This is a genomic window from Curtobacterium sp. ER1/6, assembly GCF_001742745.1.
Taxonomy (GTDB): domain Bacteria; phylum Actinomycetota; class Actinomycetes; order Actinomycetales; family Microbacteriaceae; genus Curtobacterium; species Curtobacterium citri.
Genome location: NZ_MJAK01000014.1, coordinates 1 through 26,957, shown reverse-complemented (window position 1 = coordinate 26,957; position 26,957 = coordinate 1). Strand labels below are relative to the sequence as shown.

At 71.0% G+C, this 26,957-nt stretch carries 26 protein-coding genes and 2 rRNA genes; 8 read left to right on the top strand and 20 right to left on the bottom strand.

Annotated features, from left to right (window positions below; all coding sequences use genetic code 11):
* Positions 1-74: 74 nt before the first annotated feature.
* On the top strand, positions 75-1,082 hold the full coding sequence (locus Cus16_RS15175) for an LLM class flavin-dependent oxidoreductase (RefSeq protein WP_189319615.1): 1,008 nt from the start codon (positions 75-77) through the stop codon (positions 1,080-1,082).
* A 411-nt stretch (positions 1,083-1,493) separates the two neighbouring features.
* Here the strand turns inward: Cus16_RS15175 and Cus16_RS15170 are convergent, their stop codons facing one another.
* Entirely contained in the window at positions 1,494-3,977 is a 2,484-nt protein-coding gene (locus Cus16_RS15170; protein WP_083264041.1) for a glycoside hydrolase family 3 protein, read from the bottom strand.
* 140 nt (positions 3,978-4,117) lie between these two features.
* On the opposite strand from Cus16_RS15170, the gene Cus16_RS15165 reads away from it, so the two are divergent.
* Entirely contained in the window at positions 4,118-4,723 is a 606-nt protein-coding gene (locus tag Cus16_RS15165; protein ID WP_069713504.1) for a TetR/AcrR family transcriptional regulator, read from the top strand.
* A 114-nt stretch (positions 4,724-4,837) separates the two neighbouring features.
* Complete coding sequence (locus tag Cus16_RS15160) at positions 4,838-5,704, top strand: NAD-dependent epimerase/dehydratase family protein (protein ID WP_069713523.1); 867 nt, start codon at positions 4,838-4,840, stop codon at positions 5,702-5,704.
* 115 nt (positions 5,705-5,819) lie between these two features.
* On the opposite strand, the gene Cus16_RS15155 is transcribed toward Cus16_RS15160, so the two are convergent.
* Both Cus16_RS15155 and Cus16_RS15150 read right to left on the bottom strand, forming a co-directional pair.
* Complete coding sequence (locus Cus16_RS15155; RefSeq protein WP_223246646.1) at positions 5,820-7,409, bottom strand: methyltransferase; 1,590 nt, start codon at positions 7,407-7,409, stop codon at positions 5,820-5,822.
* A complete protein-coding gene (locus tag Cus16_RS15150; protein ID WP_069713503.1) occupies positions 7,406-7,771 on the bottom strand; it encodes an ArsR/SmtB family transcription factor in 366 nt (121 codons plus the stop codon). The genes Cus16_RS15155 and Cus16_RS15150 overlap by 4 nt, the downstream gene beginning before the upstream one ends.
* 106 nt (positions 7,772-7,877) lie before the next feature.
* On the opposite strand from Cus16_RS15150, the gene Cus16_RS15145 reads away from it, so the two are divergent.
* The gene (locus tag Cus16_RS15145) at positions 7,878-9,128 is read left to right on the top strand and encodes an MFS transporter (protein WP_069713502.1); all 1,251 of its coding nucleotides are present in this window, start codon (positions 7,878-7,880) and stop codon (positions 9,126-9,128) included.
* Between the two features lie 13 nt (positions 9,129-9,141).
* Here the strand turns inward: Cus16_RS15145 and Cus16_RS15140 are convergent, their stop codons facing one another.
* Together Cus16_RS15140 and Cus16_RS15135 are read right to left on the bottom strand one after the other, a co-directional pair.
* The gene (locus Cus16_RS15140) at positions 9,142-9,609 is read right to left on the bottom strand and encodes a TIGR02611 family protein (protein WP_069713501.1); all 468 of its coding nucleotides are present in this window, start codon (positions 9,607-9,609) and stop codon (positions 9,142-9,144) included.
* Positions 9,610-9,846: 237 nt separating this feature from the next.
* Positions 9,847-10,179 carry a TraR/DksA family transcriptional regulator gene (locus Cus16_RS15135; RefSeq protein ID WP_069713521.1) on the bottom strand — a complete coding sequence of 111 codons (333 nt, stop codon included), beginning with the start codon at positions 10,177-10,179 and terminating at the stop codon, positions 9,847-9,849.
* A 72-nt stretch (positions 10,180-10,251) separates the two neighbouring features.
* Between Cus16_RS15135 and Cus16_RS15130 the strand changes: the two genes are divergently transcribed.
* Positions 10,252-11,277, top strand: coding sequence for an LLM class flavin-dependent oxidoreductase (locus tag Cus16_RS15130; protein WP_411266613.1), 1,026 nt, complete (start codon positions 10,252-10,254; stop codon positions 11,275-11,277).
* A gap of 67 nt (positions 11,278-11,344) precedes the next feature.
* On the opposite strand, the gene Cus16_RS16460 is transcribed toward Cus16_RS15130, so the two are convergent.
* Both Cus16_RS16460 and Cus16_RS15125 read right to left on the bottom strand, forming a co-directional pair.
* Positions 11,345-11,992, bottom strand: coding sequence for a hypothetical protein (locus Cus16_RS16460; protein ID WP_141719016.1), 648 nt, complete (start codon positions 11,990-11,992; stop codon positions 11,345-11,347).
* A 555-nt stretch (positions 11,993-12,547) separates the two neighbouring features.
* Positions 12,548-13,891 carry a PIN-like domain-containing protein gene (locus Cus16_RS15125; RefSeq protein ID WP_141719015.1) on the bottom strand — a complete coding sequence of 448 codons (1,344 nt, stop codon included), beginning with the start codon at positions 13,889-13,891 and terminating at the stop codon, positions 12,548-12,550.
* A gap of 245 nt (positions 13,892-14,136) precedes the next feature.
* Between Cus16_RS15125 and Cus16_RS17040 the strand changes: the two genes are divergently transcribed.
* Positions 14,137-14,262 carry a hypothetical protein gene (locus Cus16_RS17040; protein WP_262982041.1) on the top strand — a complete coding sequence of 42 codons (126 nt, stop codon included), beginning with the start codon at positions 14,137-14,139 and terminating at the stop codon, positions 14,260-14,262.
* A 1-nt stretch (position 14,263) separates the two neighbouring features.
* On the opposite strand, the gene Cus16_RS15120 is transcribed toward Cus16_RS17040, so the two are convergent.
* On the bottom strand, positions 14,264-14,743 hold the full coding sequence (locus tag Cus16_RS15120) for an ASCH domain-containing protein (RefSeq protein ID WP_069713499.1): 480 nt from the start codon (positions 14,741-14,743) through the stop codon (positions 14,264-14,266).
* A gap of 129 nt (positions 14,744-14,872) precedes the next feature.
* Here Cus16_RS15120 and Cus16_RS15115 point away from each other — a divergent pair, with 129 nt between their 5' ends.
* Positions 14,873-15,316, top strand: a complete 444-nt coding sequence (locus Cus16_RS15115; RefSeq protein ID WP_069713498.1) for a DUF2510 domain-containing protein — start codon at positions 14,873-14,875, stop codon at positions 15,314-15,316.
* Between the two features lie 146 nt (positions 15,317-15,462).
* Here Cus16_RS15115 and Cus16_RS15110 read toward each other — a convergent pair whose 3' ends face one another.
* From Cus16_RS15110 to Cus16_RS15065, 10 genes are all read right to left on the bottom strand, one after another.
* Positions 15,463-16,467 carry a site-specific tyrosine recombinase XerD gene (locus tag Cus16_RS15110; protein ID WP_069713519.1) on the bottom strand — a complete coding sequence of 335 codons (1,005 nt, stop codon included), beginning with the start codon at positions 16,465-16,467 and terminating at the stop codon, positions 15,463-15,465.
* A gap of 41 nt (positions 16,468-16,508) precedes the next feature.
* A complete protein-coding gene (locus tag Cus16_RS15105) occupies positions 16,509-17,099 on the bottom strand; it encodes a DUF1349 domain-containing protein (RefSeq protein WP_069713497.1) in 591 nt (196 codons plus the stop codon).
* The gene (locus tag Cus16_RS15100) at positions 17,096-17,680 is read right to left on the bottom strand and encodes an NUDIX domain-containing protein (RefSeq protein ID WP_069713496.1); all 585 of its coding nucleotides are present in this window, start codon (positions 17,678-17,680) and stop codon (positions 17,096-17,098) included. Before Cus16_RS15100 ends, Cus16_RS15105 begins: the two co-directional genes overlap by 4 nt.
* A gap of 96 nt (positions 17,681-17,776) precedes the next feature.
* Positions 17,777-19,498, bottom strand: a complete 1,722-nt coding sequence (locus tag Cus16_RS15095; protein WP_069713495.1) for a CTP synthase — start codon at positions 19,496-19,498, stop codon at positions 17,777-17,779.
* A 139-nt stretch (positions 19,499-19,637) separates the two neighbouring features.
* Entirely contained in the window at positions 19,638-21,332 is a 1,695-nt protein-coding gene (recN, locus tag Cus16_RS15090; RefSeq protein WP_069713494.1) for a DNA repair protein RecN, read from the bottom strand.
* Positions 21,329-22,249, bottom strand: coding sequence for an NAD kinase (locus Cus16_RS15085; RefSeq protein WP_069713493.1), 921 nt, complete (start codon positions 22,247-22,249; stop codon positions 21,329-21,331). Before Cus16_RS15085 ends, recN begins: the two co-directional genes overlap by 4 nt.
* Complete coding sequence (locus tag Cus16_RS15080) at positions 22,246-23,058, bottom strand: TlyA family RNA methyltransferase (protein WP_083264039.1); 813 nt, start codon at positions 23,056-23,058, stop codon at positions 22,246-22,248. Before Cus16_RS15080 ends, Cus16_RS15085 begins: the two co-directional genes overlap by 4 nt.
* 31 nt (positions 23,059-23,089) lie before the next feature.
* Positions 23,090-23,419, bottom strand: a complete 330-nt coding sequence (locus Cus16_RS16760) for a hypothetical protein (RefSeq protein ID WP_069713491.1) — start codon at positions 23,417-23,419, stop codon at positions 23,090-23,092.
* Between the two features lie 10 nt (positions 23,420-23,429).
* Complete coding sequence (locus Cus16_RS15070) at positions 23,430-24,407, bottom strand: HAD-IIA family hydrolase (RefSeq protein WP_069713490.1); 978 nt, start codon at positions 24,405-24,407, stop codon at positions 23,430-23,432.
* A 25-nt stretch (positions 24,408-24,432) separates the two neighbouring features.
* The gene (locus tag Cus16_RS15065; protein ID WP_069713489.1) at positions 24,433-25,182 is read right to left on the bottom strand and encodes a hypothetical protein; all 750 of its coding nucleotides are present in this window, start codon (positions 25,180-25,182) and stop codon (positions 24,433-24,435) included.
* 198 nt (positions 25,183-25,380) lie between these two features.
* Between Cus16_RS15065 and Cus16_RS17035 the strand changes: the two genes are divergently transcribed.
* Positions 25,381-25,503, top strand: coding sequence for a hypothetical protein (locus tag Cus16_RS17035; RefSeq protein ID WP_262982040.1), 123 nt, complete (start codon positions 25,381-25,383; stop codon positions 25,501-25,503).
* A 1,026-nt stretch (positions 25,504-26,529) separates the two neighbouring features.
* Here Cus16_RS17035 and rrf read toward each other — a convergent pair.
* Positions 26,530-26,646, bottom strand: a 5S ribosomal RNA gene (gene rrf / locus Cus16_RS15055).
* Between the two features lie 137 nt (positions 26,647-26,783).
* Positions 26,784-26,957, bottom strand: a 23S ribosomal RNA gene (locus tag Cus16_RS15050); the annotation flags it as partial.

Here is a 26,957-nt window from a genome sequence, read left to right as displayed (position 1 = left end):
CACGGTGCGGCCCCGCCACGCGCCTCCCGGCCGACGCCCTGTCACCTTTCGATGCATTCGCATACGATCGAGGCGTGCGCGAACTCGGCTTCCTCTCCTTCGTCCCCAACCACGGCGGCACCGCGGGTGCGGCCGCAGCGCTGGAGGACGGCCTCCGCCTCTTCGCGACGGCCGAGTCGCTCGGCTACGGCACCGGCTGGGTGCGCGGGCGCCACTTCGAGCCGTTCCTGACGAGCCCGATGACCTTCTTCGCCGCCGCGGCGCAGCGCACGAGCACCATCGGGTTCGGCACCGCCGTGCTCGGCATGCGCTACGAGGACCCGGTGCGCCTCGCCGAGGACGCCAGCACGGTCGACCTGCTCAGCGGCGGCCGGGTGCAGCTCGGCATCAGCACCGGCATCGCGGGGTACGGACCGATCCTCGACCCGGTCTTCGGCGCGTCGGAGCGCAGTTTCCGCGACGAGGCCGAGGCCCGCGCGGCCCGTCTGCTCGAGGTCCTGCAGGGCGATCCGCTCGGCAGTGCCGGCAAGGGCTACGAGAGCATCCCGGCCGGCGCCGACCTCACGCTGCAGCCCCTGTCGCCGGGCCTGCGCGACCGCGTCTGGTGGGGTGGCGGCAGCCTGGGCACCGCACAGCGCACCGCCGAGAAGGGCCTGCTGCTGCACTGCTCGACGCTGAACACCGAGGACACCGGCGCCCCGTTCGCCGAGGCGCAGGCCGACCAGGTCCGGGCGTACCGCGAGCGCTTCGCCGAGCTGCACCCGTCCCGAACCCCGAAGGTGGCGGTCGGTCGGATCGTCGTCCCGCTGCTCGACGACCACGACCGACAGGTCCACGAGGAGTTCCTCACCGGCTACGCGAGCGGGATGGACGACGAGGGTCGCCCCCTGAGCGGGCCGCCGTTCCGGTTCAGCAAGGTCCTGTCCGGCGGCGTCGACGAGATCGTCGACGCACTGTCCGCGGACCCGGCGGTGCAGGCGACCGACGAGCTCGTCATCACCCTGCCGGCGAACGGCGACGCGGCATCGCACGAGCGGATCCTGCGGATCGTCGCCGACGAGATCGCTCCCCGCCTGGCCTGACACCCGTTCCCCGGAGGGCACCCAGCCGGGGCACTGGTGTGGTGAGGACCCGGTCCCCGGCCGGATGGCCATCCCGTTCCTGATCCGCACGGGATGGTCGTTCCACTCTCCCACCGAGTGGAGTGTTTGTCACTATCGGGAACCGGATAAATGAGGATCATTCGGAGGGTTGCCAGCCGGCTCACGGAGCGGGCGGCGCCGAGCGGTGAGCTGCGCCGGGACGACGAATGCGCCCCCGCGCGGACGCGGGGACGCATTCTGGACGCATCAGGACCGAAGGGGCTCCGCGACCGGATCAGGAGGCCACTTCGCACGCACGACGATCCCTCGATGATGCGCGCGCCGACGGTAACCAGCCGTCAGGCGCACAGCAATGGTACTGAACGAAACCCTTCGTGCGCGGAAACCGGATCACTCCAGTTCGAGGGGAGTCGAACCGACGATGTCCGTCACCGACGCCCCGACGTGGAGCTCGAAGGTGCCGGACTCGTACCGCCAGGCGCCGTCCCAGTGCGCGAACGCCCGTGCCGGCACCTCGATCGAGACCTCGGTCGACTCGCCGGCACCGAGCCGCACGGGCGCGAAGCCCACGAGCCACCGCACCGGCCGGTCCACCACGGACTCCGCACGCGAGGCGTAGACCTGCACGACGTGCTTGCCGGCGCGGTCCCCCGTGTTCGCGACCGTCGCGGTCACGATCGCGGCGTCCCCCTCGGTCACGGTCGGCGAGGCCGAGACCCCGTCGATCGTCCAGGTTGTGTAGCCGAGGCCGTGGCCGAACGGGTACGCGGGCTCGGTGCCGGCGCGGAGCCAGGCCCGGTAGCCGACGTGCACGCCCTCGTCGTACGCGACCTTGCCGTCCACCGGGGTCACGTCGAGCACCGGGACGTCGGCCATCGTCGCCGGCCAGGTGGTGGGCAGGCGCCCGCCGGGCTCGGCGGCACCGGTCAGCACGTCGGCGAGGGCGTTGCCGTACTCCTGCCCGCCGAACCAGGTCAGCAGCACCGCGGCGACGTCGTCCCGCCACGGCATCTCGACCGGCGACCCGGAGTTGACCACCACGACGGTGTTCGGGTTCGCCGCGGCGACGGCGCGCACCAGGTCGTCCTGGTGCCCGGGCAGCGCGAGCGACGAGCGGTCGTACCCCTCGGACTCCACCTTGCTGTTCGTCCCGACCACGACGATCGCGACGTCCGCGCCGGTGGCGGTGGCCACGGCCGCGTCGATGAGCGTCGCCGGGTCCTCGTCGCTCGGCTCGGTGCCGAACTGGTACGCGAGCACCCCGCCGAGCGCCTCGTCCTGCACGATGTCGTACTCGATGCGGATCGCGACCTGCTGGCCAGCCTCGACCGACACCGGCACCGAGCGCGCGGGCGGGTTGAGGAACGCGGCGCCGAGCTGGTCGCCCTCGTACGGCACCGTCTCGTCGAGCAGGAGCTCGCCGTCGATCCACAGGCGCGAGTGCCCCGCGGCACCGATGCCGATGCGCACCGTGCCGGTGGTCTCGGCGGTGTACGTGGTGGTGATGTCGAGCCGGTCGGCCTCACGGGTCGGGGCGTCGCCGCCGAACCAGAACAGCGCGGTGGCGCGACGGTCCTCGACGTACAGCTCCTCGCCGCCCTTGACGAAGGCGACCCGCGCGCCCGGCTCGCCGGTGGACGGGTTCGTGATGGCCGACAGCGGGAACTCCGCGATGCCCTCCTGCACCACCGCGCCGATGGCGTAGTCGACGGTCGCGCCGGGGAACGCGGCGCGGATGCCCTCGATCGGCGTGACCACGTGCTCCGGGACCACGGTCGCCGAACCGCCGCCCTGGGAGCGGGCCTGGTCGGCGTTGTGCCCGACGAGTGCGATCCGCGACACGGCGCCGGCGTCGATCGGCAGCGCTCCGGTGTTGCGGACGAGGACGGTGCCCTCGGCCTCGGCCTCGCGGACGAACGCGACGCCGTCCTCGACGTGCACGGGCTGCGCGGCGACCGGCTCGAAGCCCTCGAGCGCGCCGACGCGGGCCGCCAGCGTCAGGACGCGGCGCACCTTCCGGTCGATCGCCTCCACCGGGACCTCGCCCGACTCGACCGCCGCCAGCAGCGGGCCCTCGCTCCACCACGGGTTCGGCCCGGGCATGGCGACGTCCTGCGACGCCTTCGCCGAGTCGACCGAGCGCACGCCGGTCCAGTCCGACACGACGATGCCGTCGAAGCCCCACTCGGAGTTCAGCGGGGTCTCGAGCAGGTCGTTCTCCGACGCGGTGACGCCGTTGATCGCGTTGTACGACGACATGACCGCCCAGGCGTGCGCCTCGGTCACGGCCTTCTCGAACGCGAGCAGGTACAGCTCGCGGAGCGCACGGTCGGACACCTCGGTCGAGGCGGTGAAGCGGTCGGTCTCGTAGTCGTTCGCGATGTAGTGCTTCGGGGTCGCGGCGACGCCGTTCTCCTGCACGCCCGCGACGTAGGACGCCGCGAGGTCGCCGGTGAGCACCGGGTCCTCGCTGAACGCCTCGAAGTGGCGGCCGCCGAGCGGCGAGCGGTGCAGGTTGATGGTCGGGCCGAGCACGACGTCGACGCCCTTCCGACGGGCCTCGACCGCGGCGGCGGCGCCGTAGCGCTTCGCGATCGCGCGGTCCCAACTGGCGGACAGGGCCGTCGCGGACGGCAGGTTGAGCGAGGGGTCGCGCTCGTCCCACACCTCGCCGCGGACACCCGACGGGCCGTCGGACATGAGGATGCGGCGCAGCCCGATCTTCTCGATCGGCCAGGTCGTCCAGAAGTCACGGCCGGTCAGCAGCTGGACCTTCTCCTCGGTCGTCAGCTGCGCGAGGAGCGCCTCGATGCGCTCGGTCAGCGGCGCGGCGGTCGGCCGGGAGGCGCGGGTGGTGTCGTCCACGGTGGTCACGATGGTCGGTCCCTTCGTTGTGCGACGGGCGCCGGGGCATGACCTCCGCGCGCCATCGTCGGCGGCTGGCGTCAGCGTAGCAGGCAAAACCTATCGGAGGTAGGTTTCTTCGCCGACAGACAGGGCGGTACGCTCGCGCCATGACACGACGGGGTTCGTACGCGAAGGGCATCGCGAAGCGCGAGGAGATCCTCACGGTGGCGCTCGACCTCGTCGCCCGCCAGGGCTTCCGTCGGACGAGCATCAAGGACATCGCCGACGCGGTCGGACTGACCCAGGCCGGGCTCCTGCACTACTTCGACTCGAAGGACGACCTGTGGGTCGAGGTCCTCCGTCGCCGCGACGAGATCGACAACACGACGGAGTGGGACGCCGCGGACCCGGCGGAGCTCCTCGCCGCCATCGTGCGGCACAACGCCGAGGTCCCCGGCCTCGTGCAGATGTTCGTGAACCTGTCCGCCGCAGCCGCGACCGACCCCGAGCACCCCGCCCACGAGTACTTCCGGGAGCGCTACGCCAGCTCCCGCCGGAACCTCGCGGCGGATTTCCGGGTCATGCAGGAGGACGGCCGCCTGCGTCCCGACGTCGACGTCGAGCAGCTCACGAGCGTGCTCCTGGCGATCTCCGACGGCATGCAGATCCAGTGGCTGTACGACCCGTCCCGCGACATGGCCGAACACGTCGAACTCGTGGCCCAGCTCGCCATCGCCCGCGCGTCGAGCACGACGGCGCCCGCGCCCTCCTGACACTCCGACGCGCCCGCCGGACAGGTACCGCCAGTGCCTGGTCCCCTCCGAGCGTCGCGCGGCAGGATGGGACCCGGCCGACCAGGCCGTCCGACGACGATGTGGAGTGACGCGATGACGCGTGTTGTGGTGACCGGTGGCAGCGGCAAGCTCGGTCGGGCGGTCGTCCGCGACCTCGACGAGCACGGGTACGACGTGGTCCTGCTCGACCGCGTGCCGTCGCCGGACAAGCCGGAGCGGGTGCCCTTCGTGCGCGTCGACCTGAGCGACTACGGCCAGGTGCTCGGCTCGCTGACCGGCATCGACGACCGCTACGACGCGATCGACGCCGTCGTGCACCTCGCCGCCGTTCCCGCCCCCGGCCAGGTGCCGGACGTGGCGCTCATCACGAACAACGTCACCGCGTCGATCAACGTCTTCCACGCTGCCCGCGTGGCGGGGATCAGGAACGTGGTCTGGGCGTCGAGCGAGACCCTGCTCGGCATCCCGATGGGCGAGCACCACCCGCCCTACCTGCCCGTCGACGAGGAGTTCCCCGTCCGGCCGCAGTCGTCGTACTCCCTCGGCAAGGCCGTCGAGGAGGAGATGGCCCGCCACTTCACGCGCTGGGACCCGGAGCTGAAGATGATCGGTCTCCGGTTCTCGAACGTCATGGACGAGACCGACTACCCGTCGTTCCCGTGGGACGCCTCCTCCGAGGCCAAGACGTTCAACCTGTGGTCGTACATCGACTCCCGCGACGGCGCCCAGGCCGTGCGGAAGGCGCTCGAGGCCGACCTCACCGGGTTCGAGGCCTTCGTCATCGCGAGCCCGGACACCGTGATGGACACCCCGACGATCGAGCTCGTCGAGCGCTTCGTGCCGGACATCGAGCGGCGCACGGACATCGACGGCACGAGCTCGCTCCTGTCGTCCGACAAGGCCCGCGAGCTCCTGGGCTACGCCCCCGAGCACACGTGGCGGAACCACCGCACGTCCTGACCGCCGTCCCTCCGCAAGACGCAACTGTGGCGGTTGCTCGCAGCGGTACAGCGCTGCGAGCAACCGCCGACGTTGCGTCTTGCGAGTGGGCGACGGACGGGAGGCGCGGCTCGCCTCACGACGTCGGTGCGAGCAGCAGTCCGTCCAGCACCAGGTCCCGCACCCGCGGCAGCAGGTCGGCCGTCAGCGCGTCCTCGTCGACCCCGGTGATCTGCGCGATCGCCCCGACGATCGCGGCGACCGAGAGCTCCCCGTCGCAGGCCCCGACGAACGCGGCGAGCGCCGTGTCCGCGTCGACCCGTCGACCGAAGCCGCCGCCCTGCACCAGCGTCATCACCGTCGGGTCGTCGTTGCCGGGCCAGTAGTGGCGCTCCTCGGTGACGTCGCCAGCGACCCGCAGGTGTGCGGCGGCGAGCGCGGTGTCGTCGTGCGACGCGAGCCACTCGGCAGCGTCCAGCACCCGGGCGACCGTCGCGCCGAGCCCCGCGGGGTTGGACCCGAGCGCCTCGGGGACGCGCTCGACGCGACGGAGGCCGGCCGCGCCTCCCGTCCGTGCGCGCACCACGACGTAGCCGAAGCCGACCCCGGTCACGCGCCGCGTGGCGAAGTCGTCGAGCCAGGCGTCGACGAGCGTGTCGAACTCGGCCGTGCCCGGCTTCGTCCCGCCGTCCCGGATCCAGGTCTCGGCGTAGGCGGGCGGGTCCTCGCGCTCCCGCTCGACGACCCAGGTGTCCAGGCCGTCCGCGTCGTCGAACCAGGAGCGCACGCGGTCGAGGCCGTCGACGCCCCAGTGGTACTCCCAGTTGCCGAGCAGCTGCGCGGTCCCGCCGGGCTCGAGGTGGTCGGCCAGGCCGTGCAGGACCGTCTCGACGAGTGCGTCCCCGACCATCCCGCCGTCGCGGTACTCGTACGCGGGCACGCCCTCGCGCCGCGGGGTGATGACGAACGGTGGGTTCGACACGATCCGGTCGAACCGCTCCCCTGCCACCGGCTCGTAGAGCGAGCCGAGCCGGAACTCGATGCCGTCGATGCCGTTCAGCTGCGTGTTGAAGCGGGCGATGTCGAGGGCACGGCGGGAGATGTCGGTGGCGACGACCTCGTCCGCGAAGCGTCGGGCGTGCATGGCCTGGATGCCGCACCCGGTGCCGAGGTCCAGCACCCGGCGGACGGGCACGGGGACCTGCAGCCCGGACAGCGTGGTCGAGGCACCGCCGATGCCGAGCACGTGCTCCTCGCCGAGCGCGGTCCCGAGCGCGAGCTCCCCGAGGTCCGACACGATCCACCAGCTGCCGGCGCCGAGGTCGTCGACGAACGCGTAGGGCCGCAGGTCGACCGTCGGGTGCACCAGGACGTGGTCGGCGTCGGGCAGGCCGGTGTCGTCGCGGTCCTCGTCGATCCGGAGCAGGCCGGCGGCGAGCACCGCGTCGAGCCCCGCGGACGGGAACGCCCGCTCGGCGTCAGCGCGGTCGACGGGCAACCCGAGCACGAACAGCGTCGCGAGGGTCGTCAGCGGCGTGGTCTCCCGCGCGGCGAGGGCACGGAGCGCGGCCACCCGCGAGCCGCGGTGCAGCGACGCGGCGGCCTCGGTGCCCCAGAGCCCGTCGATGCGGTCCACGGTGAAGCCGGCGGCGTCGAGGTCCGCGGCGAGCGCCGTCGTCACCGCCGGTTCGGCGACGATCGTGGGCAGGGCGTGGGCGACGCTCACGCGGGGACCGCCTCGCGCATGATCGCGGCCGGCACCTGCCACGCCGCGACCAGGTCGAGGAGCCCGGGGAACCGCTGCTGCACGTCCTCGACGCGCACGCGGCTCGAGCGGGTCAGCCCCTCCTGGTGCTGCTCGAGCAGCCCGGCCTCGCGGAGCACGCGGAAGTGGTGGGTGAGCGTGGACTTCGGGCGGTCGATGCCGACCCACCCGCAGCTCCGGACCCCGCCGGCGGCGTCCACCAGGTAGCGGTGCAGGATCGCGAGGCGGATCGGGTCGCTCAGCGCATCGAGCACGACGGGCAGGTCCAGCTCGGCGACGGCGGGTTGGGGCAGCCGTTCCGGGGCGTCGACGTTCGCGGGCATGCCCGAGACGGTAGCACCGTTCCGGTCATGTACGACTTGCGTCGTACTGCGGAACTGCTGTACGAATGCTCTCGTACAGCAGCTCGTCGGACGGGAAGGTGCCACCATGCAGTCAGCACGCGGAGTCGCGGGGTTCTGGATCCTCGCCGCCATGCTCTTCGTCGCGATGGCCTCGTCCTCGGTGCCCTCGCCGATCTACCCCGTCTACGCCGCGGAGTGGCAGCTGACCCCGCTCATGCTGACGGCGGTGTTCGCGATCTACGTCGCGGGGCTCCTCGTCACCATGCTCGTGGCCGGCCGGCTGTCCGACCACGTCGGCCGGAAGCCCGTCCTCGTCGCCGGGGGCCTGTTGCTCGTGGTCTCGCTCGCGCTCTTCACCGGAGCGGACGGGTTCGTCGCGCTCGTCGTCGACCGGATCGTGCAGGGAGTCGCCGTCGGACTGCTCATCGGTGCCCTCGGCGCGGCGCTCATCGACAACTCGCTCGAGCGCCACCCGTCGCTCGCGGGCGTGCTGAACGGCGCCGTCCCGCCCTTCGCCCTGGCGACCGGCGCCGTGTCGAGCGGCGCGCTGGTCGAGTGGGGGCCGGCACCGGAGCAGCTCGTCTACGTGCTCTTCGGCGCACTCCTCCTGCTGCTCGTCGCCGCGCTGTTCGTCGTGCCCGAGCGGGTCACCCGACGGCCCGGCGCGCTCCGTTCCCTACGCCCGACGGTGTCCGTCCCACGGGCCTCGCAGACGCTCTTCCGCGGAGTCGCCGGCGCACTCGTCGCCAGCTGGGCGCTCGGTGGGCTCTTCCTGTCGCTCGTCCCGTCGGCGCTCGGTGCCGTGTTCGGCATCCACGACCACTTCGCGGCCGGTGCCCTGATCGCGGTCGTCACCGGGGTCGGTGGCCTCACCGGGCTCGCGATCCAGCGCCTCGACACGCGTCGGAGCCTGTTCCTCGGACTCGTTGCGCTGATCGTCGGACCGGTCGTGACCGTGTCGTTCGTGTTCGCGCACTCGCTGCCCGGGCTCGTCGTCGGCAGCGCCATCGCCGGGGTCGGCTTCGGCGCCGGGTTCCAGGCGCCCCTGCGGATGCTGCTCGCCACGGCGGCGCCGACCCACCGCGCGGGGCTGCTGTCGTCGGTCTACGTCGTCAGCTACCTGGCGTTCGGCGTCCCGGCCGTCGTGGCGGGGCTCGTTGAACCGGCCTTCGGCTTCGTGCCGGTACTCGCCGGCTACGGCGCGTTCATCGTCCTCGCGGCGGCGATCGCGCTGGTGCTGCAGCTCGTCGCACGCGACGCTGCAGCGGTCGAGGAGCGCGCCGCCGAGGCGGTCGAGCGGACCGCGACCGGCTCCGTCCGGACCGTCGCGGAGTAGCGCTGCGCGAGGGTCAGTGCCCGGGTCGTGCCCGGTTGGGGCGCTGTGCACGCACCCCGGTGCTGCGGTGCGCATCGGCGTGCGCGGCGTCCACGTCGGCCTTCCCGCGGTCGGCCGCCTTCCGCAGCCACTGCGGGCCGTGACGCTTCGCCCAGTCCCAGAAGCGGTGCAGCTGCGCGCGGAGCCACGTGATGATCCGGTGGAAGAAGTGGAACTCGCTCGCGAGGATCGTCAGCCCGATGAACACCACCAGCCACCCGGGCCCGGGCAGCGGCACGAGGATCAGCCCGATGACCACGACGAGCCCGCCGACGATGCCGACGAGCACCTTGTAGAACAGGTGCCAGCCCGGACGCGCGTGGATCCACGCACGCATGCGGCGGAACCAGCGGAAGCGCTGGGAGCGGTCCTCGCCGTCGGTTCCGGGGGCCTCGGTGTCGGCACGCACGACCGCGTCGGGTCGCTCGTGGGTGTCGTCCATGTCGGCACCGTAGGGCGCGCGGCTGGGAAACGGCGGCGCAACCGGTCCACGCCACGTGAGCGGCGGGGCGGGCGCCTGCCGCGCCTCCCGTCCGCCGTCCTGTCGAGACACCGCGGCCCCACCGAGACGGTCCCGGAAGCGGCGGCGTCTCAGGCGCCCCGCGGTGTCCCATGCAGACGGGCCCGTCGCGCGCGGCAGCGACGCCGCACCCGGCAGACCCGTCGGTCGGGAGGCGCGTCAGGCGTGGGCGACGCAGGTCGCCGCCCACGGGACGGCGGCCAGGCGGGCCTCGGGGATCGGTTCACCGCCGACGGCGCACCGCCCGTAGGTGCCGGCGTCGAGCCGCGCGAGCGCGGCGTCGACCATCCGGATGCGGTCGCGGGCGGCGTCGCGGACCGCGCCCAGCGACCCGCGTTCCCAGGCCAGCGTCGCGCCCTCCGGGTCGTGCTCGTCGTCGGAGTTGGCGTCCTGCCGCGCATCGCTCACGTCGCGCATGCTCCGCTCGACGTCGGCGAGCAGGCGCTCGTTGCGCTGCCGCTCCGTCGTCAACGCGCCACGGGGATCGTCCATGGGGACGACGGTAGTCGCAGCGTCGCGCCGGCCGGGCGGAATGGCGGCGCCGCAGCATGCGTTCGCATCGGCATGACGAAGATCGGGTTCCTGTCCTTCGGGCACTGGCGCGACGTACCGGGCTCGCGTGTCCGCAGCGGCCGCGAGGCCCTCGTGCAGGCGATCGACCTCGCCGTCGCCGCCGAGGAGGCCGGGGTGGACGGCGCGTACTTCCGCGTGCACCACTTCGCACCGCAGCAGGCCGCTCCGTTCCCGCTGCTCTCGGCGATCGCCGCCCGCACCAGCCGGATCGAGATCGGCACCGGTGTGATCGACATGCGCTACGAGAACCCGCTGTACATGGCGGAGGAGGCGGCCGCGACCGACCTGATCTCCGGCGGCCGACTGCAGCTCGGTGTCTCGCGCGGGTCACCCGAGACCGCCCTCGCCGGGTACCAGCAGTTCGGCTACGTGCCCGAGGCGCACGACCAGAACGGCGGCGACATGGCGCGTTCGCACACGGACGTGTTCCGCCGCGCGATCGCCGGCGAGCCGATGGCGCACGCGAACCCGCAGATGACCGGCTCGGCCGGGTCGCTCGCGGTGTCCCCGCTCTCGGACACGCTCGGTGACCGGATCTGGTGGGGCGCCGGTACCCGCGCCACCGCCGAGTGGACGGCGGAGCAGGGCATGAACCTCATGTCGTCGACGCTCCTCACCGAGGACACCGGTGTGCCGTTCGACGAGCTGCAGGCCGAGCAGATCCAGCGCTTCCGGTCGACCTGGGCCGAGATGGGCTGGGAACGCGAGCCCCGCGTCTCGGTCTCGCGCAGCATCATCCCGATCACGGACGACGAGTCACGCCACTACTTCGGCGTGCGTGCGCAGGTCGAGGGGCAGGACCAGGTCGGGCACCTCGACGGCGGTCTCGCCCGCTTCGGCCGTTCCTACATCGGGGAGCCGGAGCAGCTCGTGGCCGAGCTCGCCGCAGACGCCGCGGTGCGTGCCGCCGACACCGTGCTCGTCACGGTGCCGAACCAGTTGGGCGTTAATTTTTGTGTACGAATGCTGACCTCGATCGTGCGCGACATCGCGCCTGCGTTGGAGACGCGCCTTTAACCCCGAGGGGCGGCACCTGTCAGGTCTCACGCGGCTTTCGGGAGCGCCCAGTCGTCAGATCGGCGCGCTAGCCGCGAGGATAAACGATCGTGACTCCAAGATGCGCGGCAAGCCCGGCCGAGGTGAGACTGACGAGGCGGTTCAGGAAAGCTATGCACGCTTCCGCATCCTTGAGAACCAGAGTTGGGTTCGAAGTGACTCCGGCATTTCGAACCGAGTAGAGAGCTTGATTGACGGGAAGCTCTTCGTGGCCATGCGCCAGCGCGTGTCGTATCTTCAGCCACTCATTCAGCCTGACGGAAACCATGTGAGGTGTCCAAGTTGTGCGCGGCCTTCCTTGGCCGCCCGCGATGGTATATGTCCAGAGTGGCTTCGGATCGAAACCTGCACTGATCATCAGGCGCTGGGTATTTTCCGCGTTAGGGGTTGCGAAGTCGCTTATCGCTTTCCTGGCGAACCCGGTCAATGCGTTGTAACGCGCGATGTCGATGGGAGTCGGCCCCGTCGGCCGTGCAGTGTCTAGTAGCGCCGTAGTGAGGTCTTGAACCGCGGCCTGCCACGCCGCCACTGCGAGCACGATGACCGCTCGGTCGATGGAGACCTCTTGATAGCGGCGTCCGCGATTCACTCCACCGTGGCCACGGTGAACGGCAACCAGGTTGTCACAGTGGTTGAGCGCGTTGTTGAACTGGTCTACCGCCTGCTGGATGTCCACGCACTCCATCCTCATGCATGGCGAACTACTTGAGCAACCTTCGAAGCCGAAGAGGCTGTCACGAGCCAACCACACCTTGGGCAAACGCAACACGGTGATGGCCAGCAGCGACACTTATGCACTGCGCTCACCATCTTCGGGATCGGCACCTTCTCGGCGCTGGCCTGATCCAGCCAAGTAACGATCTACGCCTGTCTCCGTGCTCACCTCCGGGAGCGTCGGGGCGACGCCTACGACTCGCTGGCTCCGGTCTTCACCAAGACCGATTTGCCCCGGCTCCGCCGAACCAGTTTTTTGTGTTGATTTTTGTGTGGGAATGCTGACGTCGATCGTGCGCGACATCGTTCCCGCGTTGGGCAAGCGCGTCTAAGCGACAAACGCACCCCCACAACGCGGCCGATTTGTCGGCGAAGTACCGATGCCCAACTCCATCGGTCAGCTCGCGACCATGCAGCCGACCTCGCGGCGCCTCCCGCAGGCGTTGCCAGCACCGACCCAGGGGTCAGCAGGAGAACAGCTCTCTGAAGTTCTTAACTGCGCCGACGGTCTCGTGAATCAGCTCTCGAGTTCGTCCAGAGCAAGGGATACATCATGCAACTCTTCTTCGATCGCTCGCACTCGCCGTTCCCAGAGGGCAGTCATCCGTTCGTCTCGTGGTGAGCGCTGCCTGATGCCACGCTCCAGGGTCTCTCTCCGTTTGGCCAAGTGCGCCAGTCGGGTCTCCACAGCGGCGCGCTCTTCATAGGTCGCAGTGACTTGGTGCATGTGCGCCTCGTCCCTGTAACTCGGGTCAACCTCGTCTACTTCATTGACGAGGCTCCGCCCTCGTGCTTCCAGGACCTGCCGCTGCGCCTCCAGGAACCGCTGCTCCTCGGTCAGGATTTCGAGCTCTGAATGCATGTCCGCCAGCTGTCTCAGGGGTTGGCCATCGGGGCGGTGCCGCTCGAGGTTCCGCAACTGGGCCTCTCGAAGGTGGACGAGCTGCTCTCGCCGCTCGTGCAGCACTCGTCGCGCCCGCTCGTTACCACTCGACACCTCCTCGACCTCATCCAGGGAGTTGTCGCTCACCGCGATCTGCGTTCGCTCTTTCGCATGCTTGAGGAACTGAAGCGGTTCATACAGGTGGATGCGCTGTTCAGCGGACGCCCAATACTCATCGATGAGTTCGGGCCGCGCGCCCTGCGTCTTCCCTCGCTCAATGAGCCACCAATCTTCCTTGGCGTCGTCGGTTACGAAGATGACTGGCTTCTTCATGCGCTCGCCGAGGCTCAGGATCTCCTTCCAGATGATGAGATCCCCGTACTCGTTGCCGTTTGTCTTGTTCGCGTCCTTGTACCCCGGCGGCACCTTGTTCTCGTAGCGTTGCTTGCCGTCATCCTTGATGGCGTCCAGCTCCTCGCGGGTGAACCCTTGCCCAACCCGCTGGTCATAGAGGTCACTGATACGGAAGAAGGTCTTTTCGGGATCGCCATCGCCCGCGATCCATTTCTCATGCTGTTCCGCCTGGGCGTCAACCTTCGCCGAGAAGCGTTCGAAGAGCTTGTCCAGCTCCCTTGTTAACTCATTGCGGTTGAGCGACGGGTGATGCTTGTACTCGTTGAGCTTGTTGTTGACGGCATTCTTTGCCGTGTCAACGGACGCCTTGATCTTCGAAAAGGCGTCAGCGGTATTGCTGATGACTTCGAGTCTTCGCCGCTGGAACTCAAGGCCGACCTGATGCGGAATCCAAAGTGAAGCGCGAAGGCTTTCTAGTACGCTCAAGAACTCGTCACGGGTACTTGGCGTGTAGCGGAAGAAGTTCAATAGCGTATTGGTATCCAGCACGATGATGCCCTCGGTCCAGAGAGCATCAAGTTCGTCGCCGGCGGGCGCATAATACGCCCTGAACACATCCCGCATGGTCATCCCTCCACCGCTGAGCGTTGCTCATCCTAGCGGTCCTGCACCGGCCGCCCGGACGGCTGGCGTTGGAGGCGACTGCGGATGGGCGGCACACCGCTACTCGGCGAAGGGATTGGTTTCCATGCTGACAACGGCTGTCTGTGTGCTGATCCTTGCTGGGGCGACTGTAGCTACTGCGCTGAGGGCCAGTACCGATTCGAGGATGAGCCGACGGGTGAACAGCCTCTGGAACTTCCACGGTTGTGGCGCAACTGCGCGGACGCTTCCGACACGCTCCGAACCAGCTCGGTGTCGACTTCAACGCCCGGCTGCTCGCGGCGACGAAGGCCGTGATGGACGAGGTGGACGCCGCGCCGGTCCCCGCCTGAGTCAGCCGACGGCGGGCGCTCCCGGCCAGAGCAGGCGGAAACGCTCGCACAGCACGGGCATGTCCGGCTCGTAGCCGCGAGGGTTCTCGGAGTGCTCGCGCCAGTAGCGCTCTTGGACGGCGCGCCAGTGCGCCAGCGTGCGGTCCCCCTCGCCCTCGGCTCGGGCGTGCTCCTCGCCGACCTGGTCGAACGGCACGACCCGCAGGTCCGTCGTCTCGATGACGGCACACGGCTCGCCCAGACCGTCGAGGATCACGCTGAGGTCGCCGACCCGGGGCAGCGGATCGCCGGTCGCCTCGTAGTCCCACATCGACGATGCCGTGCCGTCCTTGACCCCGCGGAGGACCAGGTCCAGCAGACCGTCCGCGTGCTCGGGCGTCGCGCCGAACGCCCACGCCTCCGGTACGGCCTCGGGAAGCTCCGGTGACTCGTCCCTGCGGGCCTCCCAGAAGGCGGACAGGGACGACGATGCGGTGATCATCCGACGACGTTAGCGCCGGGGTGGACCGGCGTCCCCCTTGTTGCCGACACCCGCTGTGGGACTGTGGACGGGCCTCCCGTCCGCGTAGCGTCGTCGTGCACCATCCACCGCACCCTCCAGGAGCACCCCGTGACGCTGCCGGCAGCCGGCTGGTTCCCGGACCCGCAGGACACCCACCGCCTGCGGTGGTGGGACGGGCACGCCTGGGGTGGCGAGACGCGGGTCCTGCAGGAGCGGACCGAGCCCGTCTCCCCCGCGGTCGTCGCGCCGGCCGGTCCGTCGTTCTCGGTCGAGGGTGCACCCGTGCACGCGGCGTCCTGGGCGTCCGGCAGCACGGTGCAGCGCGTCGGCGTCACGGCTGTCGCCGCGGTGCTGCTCGCGGTCCTGTCCGTGGTGTGGAACCCGGAGGGCGTGGCGAGTGCAGCGACCCTCGTCGCCGCCGTCGTCGGCATCGTGCGACCCGGGGCCACGGGTGGGTGGCGGGTGCTCGCGCGGAGCGCTGCGGCGAGCGCCCTCGTGGTCGCGGTCGCGACGGCGGCGGTCGCTGCCTCGCTGCAGTTCCACCTGTTCTGACGCTGCCGGCGCCGAGCGCCCAGCGCCCCAGCGCTCGTCGTCCGTCGTCCGCACAACGGGGAGCACCTCGCGCCACGCGATCACGTGGCGCGACGTGCTCCCCGTTGTGCACGGGCACCCCGCACCGCCCCGCGCCCGCGCCGGCGCTACCGCCGCGCCCTCGGGTGCGCCGTCTGGTACACGTCCCGCAGCATGTCCGCCGTGACGAGCGTGTAGATCTGCGTCGTCGCGACGCTCGCGTGCCCGAGCAGCTCCTGCACGACACGGACGTCCGCCCCGCCCTCGAGCAGGTGCGTCGCGAACGAGTGCCGGAACGTGTGCGGCGACACGTGCGCGGCCAGTCCGGCACGATCCGCCGCCGCCTGGATCACGAGCCAGGCGCTCTGCCGCGACAGTCTCGCTCCCCGTGCGCCGAGGAACAGCGCCGGCGTCGAGGCCCCCCGCGCGGCGAACACCGGTCGCGCCCGCACCAGGTAGGCGTCGACCGCGGCCCGCGCGGAGCTGCCGAGCGGCACGACGCGCTGCTTGTTCCCCTTGCCCGTGACCCGGACCACGGCGAGCCCGTCGCCGCCGTCGTCCTCGTCCTCGTCCTGGGGATCGGACAGCGTCGTGACGTCGTCGACCGACAGCCCCACCGCCTCCGAGATGCGCGCACCCGTGGCGTACAGCAGCTCGAGGAGCGCCCGGTCCCGCAGCTGCACGGGGTCGTCGTCCGCCGTCCCCGCGGCACCCAGCAACCGCTCCATGTCGTGCACCGAGATCGCCTTCGGTAGCCGCGACGGCGCCTTCGGCGGGCGGACGGCGGTGCCCGGGTCCAGGGGCAGCCACCCCTCGGCGGCGGCGAACGCGGTGAAGGACCGCACCGAGCTGAGCATCCGGGCGACCGACCGCGGAGCGAGGGGCTGCTCCGGACGGGTGGTCAGGTGTGCGACGAAGCCGGCGACGTCCGCACGGGCGAGGCGCCCGACGTCGGCGAGCGCTGCCGCTCCCCCGGCGCGGTCGGCACCGTCGGACCCGACCGCCGGCGTCGACGCGAGCCACTCCGCGAAGACCGCGAGGTCCCGTCGGTACGCCGCGACGGTGTGCTGCGAGAGTCCCCGCTCGACCGCGACGTGCCGCAGGTAGGTGTCGACGGCACGACTGAGCGGGATCACCCCACAACGCTATCCGCGCCGACGCCCGGGCACGCCACTCAGTGCAGTGACTCGTCCGGCTCCCCGAACCGGCACCCCGTGAAGGACACGGTGAGCCCGGACCGTGTCGGCGCCGCGCAGAACAGCCCGGCGGCGACCACCGCACCGGGGTCGAGGTGCGCGACCCGGACGAGCCGGGGCTCCTCGCCGTCGGCCCACGCCCGGATCGTCACGGCGTCGCCCGAGCGGCTCGCCCGCACCGTCACCGTGCGGCCCGTCCACGCCGGCACCGGTCCGACCGACCAGTCCGACGTGCCGTGCGTGACCACGGCGCCGACCTGCGGCACACCGTCGGACCGTTCGACGCCTGCCTTGACCCACTCCCGCTCGTCGACGCGCAGGAAGAGCCCGGCCTGGTCGAACTGCTCCGTGAAGTCGAGGACGAAGGACACCTCGACGGAGAACGCCCTGTCGGTCGGGCGGAGCAGCGCGTGCTCGGAGTCGTGCACGAACCCGTACGAGGTGGTCCGCCAGGCGTCGCTGCCCTCGACCGCGGTGACGCGCAGGACGTCGCCGTCGAGCTCGGCCGCCGCCGGCTCGTGCGTCCACCGACCGTCCGTCAGCAGCGCGTCGAGCCCGGAGGCACTCACCGGCCGGCGCGCCGTTCGATCGCCTCGACCGCGAGCGTCGCCGCGACCAGGGCGGAGTTGTGCAGCCGTCCGTCGAGGATCGCGTCGACCAGTTCCTCGCGCGGCACCCAGCGGGTCACGATGTCGGCCTCCTCGGCCTCGCGCTCGAACGCGCTCTCCGTTGACCGGACCCCGCGTGCACGGAAGATCTCGATGAACTCGTCGCTGCCGCCGGACGACGTGTTGTACGTCAGGAGCGGCTCCCAGTGGTCCGCCGCCAGGTCTGCCTCCTCGCCGAGCTCCCGCTGTGCTGCGGTGAGGTGGTCCTCGCCCTCCTGGTCGAGCAGCCCGGCCGGCAGCTCCCAGTCGCGCAGCCCCACCGGGTGCCGGTACTGCTGGATGACGAGCACACGGCCCTCGTCGTCCTCGGCGTAGACCGCGACGGCGCCGGTGTGGTCGACGTACTCGCGGACCATGTCGTGCCCGTTGTAGTCGACGTGGTCGCGGCGGATGTCCCACACCACGCCCTCGTACACGACGGTGGACTCGGTGACCTCGTAGGAGGCCGATTCGTCGGCGATGGGGGCGTCAGCGTCAGTCACGTCCCCATCCAAGCACGCGTCGCCCGCAACGCACCCGCAACGGACGGGAGGCGCGGTGCCAGCCGGCACCGCGCCTCCCGTCCGCGACGGCGAGCGTCAGACGACGACCTCCGCCGACTCCTCGGCCGGGTCGAAGAGGCTGGACGCCTCGTGCCGCGCGATGGCCGCGTCGACGAGCCCCGCGAACAGCGGGTGCGCGTCCGTCGGCCGCGAGCGCAGCTCGGGGTGCGCCTGCGTGGCGATGTAGAACGGGTGCACGTCGCGCGGCAGCTCCACGTACTCGACGAGCGTGCCGTCGGGCGAGGTGCCCGAGAAGACGAGCCCGGCGTCCGCGATCTGCTGCCGGTAGGTGTTGTTCACCTCGTAGCGGTGACGGTGACGCTCGGAGGCCTCGGACGCGCCGTACAGCTCGGCCGCGAGGGACCCGTCGGAGAAGTGCGCCGGGTACAGACCGAGGCGCATCGTGCCACCCATGTCGCCGCCGGCGATGATGTCCACCTGCTCCGCCATGGTCGCGATGACCGGCGTCGAGGTCTCCGGGTCGAACTCGGTGCTCGACGCGTCGGTCAGACCGGCCTCGTGGCGGGCGTACTCGATGACCATGCACTGCAGGCCGAGGCACAGGCCGAGCGTCGGGATGCCCTGCTCACGCGCGAACCTGAGCGCGCCGAGCTTGCCCTCGATGCCGCGCACGCCGAACCCGCCGGGCACGCAGATGCCGTCGACGTCGCCGAGCTGCTTCGCGGCGCCCTCGGGCGTGGTGCAGTCGTCCGACACGACCCACTTCAGCGTGACCTTGGCGCTGTGGGCGAAGCCGCCGGCGCGCAGGGCCTCGGTGACCGACAGGTACGCGTCGGGCAGGTCGATGTACTTGCCGACGAGGGCGATCGTGACGGCCTTCTTCGGCTCGTGCACGGCGTCCAGCACCGGGTTCCACGCCGACCAGTCGACGTCGTGGGCGTCGAGCTTCAGGGCGTCGATGATGACCTGGTCGAGGCCCTGGTCGTGCAGCAGCGTCGGGAGGTCGTAGATCGACGGCACGTCCACGGCGTTCACCACGGCGTCCTCGTCGACGTCGCACATCAGGGCGATCTTGCGCTTGTTCGAGTCCGACACCGGGCGGTCCGACCGGAGCACCAGGGCGTCCGGCTGGATGCCGATCGAGCGGAGCGCGGCGACGCTGTGCTGCGTCGGCTTCGTCTTCTGCTCCCCCGAGGCGCTCATGAACGGCACGAGCGACACGTGCACGAAGAACACGTTGTTGCGGCCGAGCTCGTGGCGCACCTGCCGCGCCGACTCGATGAACGGCTGGGACTCGATGTCGCCGACCGTGCCGCCGACCTCGGTGATGATGACGTCGGGCTGCGGGTCGTTCTCGGCCTGCTCGCGCATCCGACGCTTGATCTCGTCGGTGATGTGCGGGATGACCTGCACGGTGTCGCCGAGGTACTCGCCGCGACGCTCCTTGGCGATGACGCTCGAGTAGACCTGGCCGGTGGTCACGTTGGCGGCCTGCGACAGGTTGATGTCGAGGAAGCGCTCGTAGTGGCCGATGTCGAGGTCCGTCTCGGCACCGTCGTCGGTCACGAAGACCTCGCCGTGCTGGAACGGGTTCATGGTGCCCGGGTCCACGTTGAGGTACGGGTCGAGCTTCTGCATGACGACCTTGAGGCCGCGCGCCGTGAGCAGGTTGCCGAGGCTCGCCGCCGTCAGGCCCTTGCCGAGGGACGAGACGACCCCGCCGGTCACGAAGATCTGCTTCGTGACCTTCGGGGTCGAGGTCGAAGAATTGGTTCCGCCGCTGAGAGTGTCCGCCACGGGATTCCATCGTACGTCAGAACGGCCGGGAGGCGCGACCCGCGTTCGCCGCGGGCGTTGCGTCCGGCACTGACGTCGGACGGGAGGCGCGTGGCGGGCCCGCCACGCGCCTCCCGTCCGGTCCGCGGATGCTCGATGTCTACGCGCGCTGGCCGGCGACGTCGAGGAGCTCGCGCGCGTGCTCGATGCCGCTCGCGCTGTCGCCGAGGCCGGACAGGAGCCGGGCCATCTCCTGTAGGCGGTCCTCACCCTCGAGCCGGCGCACGCTCGACGAGGTGACCGCGCCGCTGGCGTCCTTGACGACGTTCAGGTGGTTGTTCGCGAAGGCCGCGACCTGGGCGAGGTGCGTGACGACGATGACCTGCGTGCGCTCCGCGAGCTTGGCGAGCCGGCGCCCGATCTCGATGGCAGCCGCACCGCCGACGCCCGCGTCCACCTCGTCGAAGACGAAGGTGGGGACGGTCGTGCTGCCGGCCATGACGACCTCGATCGCGAGCATCACCCGGCTCAGCTCGCCACCGGATGCCCCCTTGCCGATGGGACGGGGGTCCGTGCCCGAGTGCGGCTGCAGCAGGATCGCCACCTGGTCGCGGCCGTGCCGGCGGTACTCGCCGGCGTCGGTGACCTCGACCACGAGGGTCGCCCCGGCCATCGCGAGGGTCCGCAGCTCGGCGGTGACCCGCTTCGCCAGGTCCGTCGCTGCCCTCGTCCGGGCGGTCGTGAGGGCCGAAGCGGCCTCTTCGAGCGCCTGTTCGTCCTGCTCGACGGCCTGCTGCAGGCCGGCGATGCGGTCGTCGTCACCGTCGAGCTCGAGCAGCCGGTCGCTCGCCCGCTGCCCGTACGCGATGACGTCGTCGACGGTGTCGCCGTACTTGCGGGTGAGGTTCGCCAGCAGCGCGCGACGCTCGTTGATCAGCTCGAGGTCGTGTCCCGCATCGGGCTCGAGCGAGCCGAGGTAGCTCGACAGGCTCGCCGAGGCCTCCGACGCCTGGATGCCGAGTTCGGTGAGCTGCTCGAGGACGGGCTGCAGCGCGGCGTCCGAACCGGCGACGCGTTCGACCGCGCGGCGGGCGGACTCGACGAGCCCGATCACGTCCGGGCTGTCGTCGAGCGACTCGCTCGACAGCGCCTCGTGCGCCAGCCCCGCGGACAGCCGGAGCTCCTCGAGGTTGCCGAGCCGTTCCGCACGCTCCGCGAGCTCGACGTCCTCACCCGGCTGCGGGTCGGCCGCCTCGATCTCGTCCGATGCCGCGCGGATCCGCTCGGCCTCGGCGACGCGGTCGTCCCGGTCGCGCACGAGCGTCTCGAGCTCGCCCGTGTGCGCCTGCCACGTGTCGTACGCGGCGACGTACCGCGCGAGTGCCTTCGCGAGCGCCGCACCGCCGAAGCCGTCGAGCGCCGCACGCTGCGCCGACGCCGAGGTCAGTCGGATCTGGTCGGACTGCCCGTGCACCGTGACGAGCTGGTCGGCGAGTTCGCCGAGCACCGCGACGGGCGCGCTGCGGCCACCGACGGTCGCTCGGCTGCGTCCCTCGGCAGAGACCGTGCGCGTGAGGATGAGCTCGCCGTCCTCGACCGTGCCGCCGGCGTCCTCGACGCGTTCCGCGACGGCGTCGTGCTCAGGCACGTGCCAGCGGCCCTCGACCACGGCGCTCGGCGCACCGCGGCGGACCGAACCGGCGTCCGCACGCGCGCCGAGCAGCAGCCCCAGCGCGGTGACGATCATCGTCTTGCCTGCACCGGTCTCACCAGTGACGACGGTGAATCCCGGCCCGAGCTCGAGCGTGGTCTCGCCGATGACGCCGAGGTCGGAGATGACGATCTCCTCGATCATGCGTCGTCCTCGACGGCGGGTCCGCGCCAGCCCGCGACCGGCAGCTGGAACTTCGCGACGAGACGATCGGCGAACGGGGCGTCCTTCAGCCGCGCGACCCGCACGGGGTCGGACGACCGACGGACCTCGACCCGGGCGCCGGGCGGGAGGTCGTGCGTGCGGCGGCCGTCGCACCACAGCACGCCGACACCGCTCGTGCGGCGGAGGACCTCGACCGCGAGGGTGCAGTCCGGTCCGACGACGATCGGCCGGGCGAACAGGGCGTGGGCGCTCAGCGGCACCATGAGCAGGGCGTCGACGTCGGGCCACACGATGGGTCCGCCGCCGGAGAACGAGTACGCGGTCGACCCCGTGGGCGTGGCGATCACGACACCGTCGCAGCCGAACGAGGACAGCGGCCGGCCGTCGACCTCGGTGACGACCTCGAGCATGCGCTCCCGCGACGCCTTCTCGATGGTGGCTTCGTTGAGCGCCCACGACGTGTAGACGACCTGGTGCCCGACGACGACGTCGACCTGCAGGGTCACCCGCTCCTCGACCTTGTAGTCACCGCTCAGGGCACGTTCGACGGTCGCATGCAGGCCGTCGCGCTCGCTCTCGGCGAGGAAGCCCACGTGCCCGAGGTTCACGCCCACGATCGGTGCGCCCGTCCCGCGGACGAGCTCAGCCGCACGGAGGATCGTGCCGTCGCCGCCGAGGACGATGACGATCTCGAGCTGGTCCGCCTGCACGTCCACGCCGAGGATGTCGACCTGCCCGACCGAGGCCTCGGCCCGGCGGACGTCCGCGTACTCGTCGAACGGCATGACCGGGGTCAGCCCGGCTGCGTGCAGGAGGTCGCAGACCTCGACCGCAGCGTCGATCGAGTCCTGTCGGCCGGTGTGGGACACGAGCAGGATGTGCCGGTCGTCGCTCATGCGAGTCCTTCGGTGAGTTCGGTGGCCCGACCGATCCAGACCGTCGGGTTCCCCCATCCTGCCGGATCACCCCCGACACGACGCTGGAAGTGGGCGAGGTACTCGTGGTTGCCGTGCGTCCCCACGATCGGTGACGACGCCAACCCGACCGTGCCGAGCCCGGCATCCCAGGCGGACCACAGCACGTTCATGAGCGCGTCGTTCCGGAGTCCGGCGTCGCGCACGATGCCCTCGCGCACGCCGCCCCGACCGACCTCGAACTGCGGCTTGACCAGCAGCACGAACTCGTCGGCGGGCACGGCCTCGGCGAGGACGGGCAGCACGAGGCGCAGCGAGATGAACGACAGGTCGCCGACGACCAGGCTCGTGCGGGGTGCCGCGACGTCGAGTGCCGCGTAGGCCTCCGGGGTGAGCTCCCGGGCGTTGCACCCCTCGACCACGCGCACGCGGTCGTCCAGGGCGAGCACCGGGTCGAGCTGCCCGTGCCCGACGTCGAGCGCGATCACCCGCTCGGCGCCGTGGTGCAGGAGGACCTGGGTGAACCCGCCCGTGCTCGCGCCCACGTCGAGCACGACCCGACCGCCCGGGTCGACGCCGAACACCTCGAGGGCGCTGACGAGCTTGCGCGCCGCCCGCGAGACCCACTCGTCCTCCGTGTCGACGACGAGCTCGGCGTCCGGGGCGACCGCGGTCGACGGCTTCACGACCGCGGTGCCGGACACGGTCACCCGGCCGGCCTGGACGAGCTTGGCGGCCGCGGTGCGGGACCGGACGAGCCCGCGGGCCGCCAGCAGGGCGTCGAGGCGCACCGGTGCACCCGCGCCGTCAGGGAGGCCGGCTTCAGGCACGGGGTCCGCCGTCGCGACGACCGCTGCCCCACACCTGGCCGGCGCCGGCAGCGCGGTCCGACCTGTGCCCGGTGGTGCGTCCTGCCGGCGGTGCCTGGCCGCTCTCGAGGCGGGTGCGCAGCTCGTCGTGCAGCGCGGCGAAGGCGTCGGCCCGTTCGGGCAGCGGCAGGTCCTCCGCCGCAGCGGTGCGAGCGGCGAAGTCGTCCGGGCCGAGCTGCTCCTGGTCCTGCACCCGCTCTGCCGGCGCCTGGTCCTGGTCCTGCACCCGCTCTGCCGGCGCCTGGTCCTGGTCCTGCGCCTGCTCCGTCTGCTCCTCTGGCACGTCGGTCAGGCTACTCGCCGCCGTACAGCGTCGGATCGACGTCGAGCCCGTAGATCGCCAGGCCCGACTCCCAGATCAGCGCGGCACCCGCACGGAGCCGGTCGATCGGTTCGCCGCGGTCCAGCACGCGGACGACGTGCCCGTGCATCGCGACGGTGGCGTCGCCGACGGAGACGTACCGGGTGCCGTCCGGGTCCTGCCGTCGGACCGTCACCGGGTAGGGCGCCGAGAGCCCGCGCAGGTCCTGCAGCAGGTACGTCGGACGCGACCGCTGGTCCGCGGCGAGCACCTGCTTCGCCTGGTCGATCCCGGTGAGCACGAGCACGCTCGGGATACCGGCGTCGTTGGCGCCCTTGATGTCGGTGTCGAGCCGGTCGCCGATGAACAGCGGGTGGTCTCCGCCGAAGCGGGCGATCGCCGCGTCGAAGATCGGTCGCTCGGGCTTGCCCGCCACCACCGGCATCCTGCCGACCGCCTGGTGCACGGCGGACACGAGCGTGCCGTTCCCGGGCGCGATGCCGCGCTCGACCGGGATCGACCAGTCCATGTTCGTCGCCACCCACGGCACGTCGGGGTCGGCGAGGGCGAACGAGGCCTCGGCGAGGTGGGTCCACCCGAGGTCCGGCGAGAACCCCTGGATGACCGCTGCCGGTGCGTCCTCGGCGCTCGTCGTCACCGTGAAGCCGGCCTCCTCGACGATGCTCGTGAGCCCCAGTCCGCCGGTGACCAGGACGGTGGAGCCGGCCGGCACCAGGGTCTCGAGCAACCGGACGCCCGCCTGCGACGAGGTGACGACGTCGTCGGCGGACACCTCGAGCCCGTAGCGCTCGAGGTGCTCCGCCACGTCGGCGGGACGGCGCGACGCGTTGTTCGTGATGTAGCCAACGCGCGCGTGCAGAGAGGCGCGCGTCAGCGCCTCCACGGCGTGCGGGATGGCGTTCCGGCCGCGGTAGACGACGCCGTCGAGGTCGGTGAGGACGACGTCCACACCGTCCGTCGGCGCCTTGGGCGTGTCAGCCGGCTGCGGAGCCGTCGATGTCGCGGGGGTTGTCGTCGTCGATCTCGCCGAGGTCGTCGTCGGGGTCGTCGCCGCCGAGCTGGTCGGTGTCGTCGAGTCCGTCGGCCCCGTGCTCGGGAGCGCCGAGCTCGTCCGCGCTGGGCTCGTCGGGCTCGTCGCTGCCGCGCTCGTCGTGTCCTTCGACTTCTTCCTCGACCACATCAACAGTCTCCCATGCGTTCTCGTCGGCGACCTCGGCGAGTGCTGCGGCCGCACGGTCGACCCGTGCCCACCACTCGTCGGCCTCGTCCTGGCGGCCGAGCTCCTCGAGCGTGGCCGCGTAAGCACTGTAGAGCGCCGGGGACCAGCTGTAGGCCGTGGTCGGGTCGAGCTGTGGGATCTCGAGTTCCCCCAGCGCCGCCGTGGGGTTCCCCAGGTCGAGGCGGGCGCCCGACATCGCGATCGCGAGCTCCACCTGCACCGCGGTGTCCAGCGCGGCACGGTCGATCGACCGCCCGAGCTCGAGCGCACGCTCCGGACGGCCCAGGCCGCGCTCGCAGTCCACCATCATCGGCAGCTGGTCGTTCTTGCCGGCGATGCGCCGGTACGTCCGCAGCTCCCGCAGCGCCGTCGCGAAGTCACCCGTGCGGTAGGCCGTGATCGCGGCGGTCTCCCGCACGACGGCCACACGACCGGCACGACGAGCGGCGCTCAGGGCGTGCTGGTTCGCCGTCTCCGGGTCGTCGTCGACGAGCAGCGCGGCCATGACGAGGTGCTTCGCGACCCAGTCCGCGTTGTCCTTGCTGAGCGTCTTGAGCTCGGCACGGGCGGCCGGGTCGAGGTCGCGCGCCGAGACGCTCTCGTCGATCTCGGGGTCCTCGTGCCGAGGGCGGATCGACTTGGTGCCGTACGGGTCACGGTCCTCCCAGTCGTCGCGCGCCGACTCACCGAAGCGAGCGCCGGCGTGCCGGGAGCCGTCACCGAAGCGGGGCCGCGCGCCGCGGTCGTCGTCGCGACGGGGCCGGTCGTCGCCGCGGAAGGAACGACGCTCACCGTCACGCTGCGGACGACGGTCGTCACCACCTGAGCGGTACGGACGGTCCCCGTCACGCGGGGGACGACGGTCATCGCCACCGCTGCGGAAGGGACGACGCTCCCCGTCACGAGGCGGACGACGGTCGTCAGCACCGGAACGGTACGGACGGTCGCCGTCACGGGGCGGACGTCGGTCGTCACCACCAGAGCGGAAGGGACGACGCTCGCCGTCACGCGCGGGACGACGGTCATCGGCACCGCTGCGGAAGGGACGCCGCTCCCCGTCACGAGGCGGACGACGGTCGTCACCACCGGAACGGTACGGACGGTCGCCATCGCGCGGCGGACGACGGTCGTCACCACCAGGGCGGAAGGGACGACGCTCCCCGTCACGAGGCGGACGACGGTCGTCACCACCGGAACGGTACGGACGACCCCCGTCACGCTGCGGACGACGGTCATCACCACCTGAACGGTACGGACGGTCGCCGTCACGCTGCGGACGACGGTCGTCACCACCGCGGTACGGACGATCCCCGTCGCGATGAGGACGGTCGGCACCACGCGGACCGTCACCCCGAGGAGGACGCGAACCACCGGAGCGGTCACCTTGGCCGGCCGGGCGCCGCCCACCGTCGCCGAACGACCGGTCCCCGTCGCGGAACGACCGACGCTCGTCACGAGCAGGACGGTCGCCGTCCCGACGCGGACGGTCGGCCTCGCGCCGTTCGAAGTCTCGAGGACCGGAGGACCAGCGACCGCCTTCGCGACGAGGGCCCCGGTCTCCGCCCCGATCGGGACGACTTGCGCGATCTCGGTCGTTGCGCTGCTGCTCGTCGTCGTTCGCCACCGTTGCTCCTCATCGCGTGCCCGTGCCGAGAGGCCGGGCTGTCGTCCGCTGTGTCGTTGTGGGGGGTACTGCGCGGTCGATCGCGCCCGTCATCAAGTCCATCACGAACCAGACCGCGCGTCGAGCGACCCACAGCACAAACAGATATGGCCACCAACCCACCCCGAGAACGAGGGTCTCCCCTACGAGTTCTCGATGGAGGGCCGATGGCCACATCACTTACGTTGAGTCCGGCGGCGTCCTACTCTCCCACAAGGTCCCCCTTGCAGTACCATCGGCGCTGAGAGGCTTAGCTTCCGGGTTCGGAATGTGACCGGGCGTTTCCCTCTCGCTATGACCACCGGAACATGTTCGACCCAAACCTGGATCCGAACCTTGTTCCTTCAAGCCGTTGCTGAAGTATTCAGTTCGATTCCCGATCGTCTGTCGGGAACCACAAAGTGGACGCGAGCCCCACACCCGAAGGTGTGGGAAATAGTTGTGTTGTCAAGTCTTCGGCTTATTAGTACCGGTCAGCTCCACGGGTCGTTAGTCCCCGCTTCCACATCCGGCCTATCAACCCAGTAGTCTGCTGGGAGCCTCTCACACTCAAGGTGCATGGAAATCTCATCTCGAAGACGGCTTCCCGCTTAGATGCTTTCAGCGGTTATCCGGTC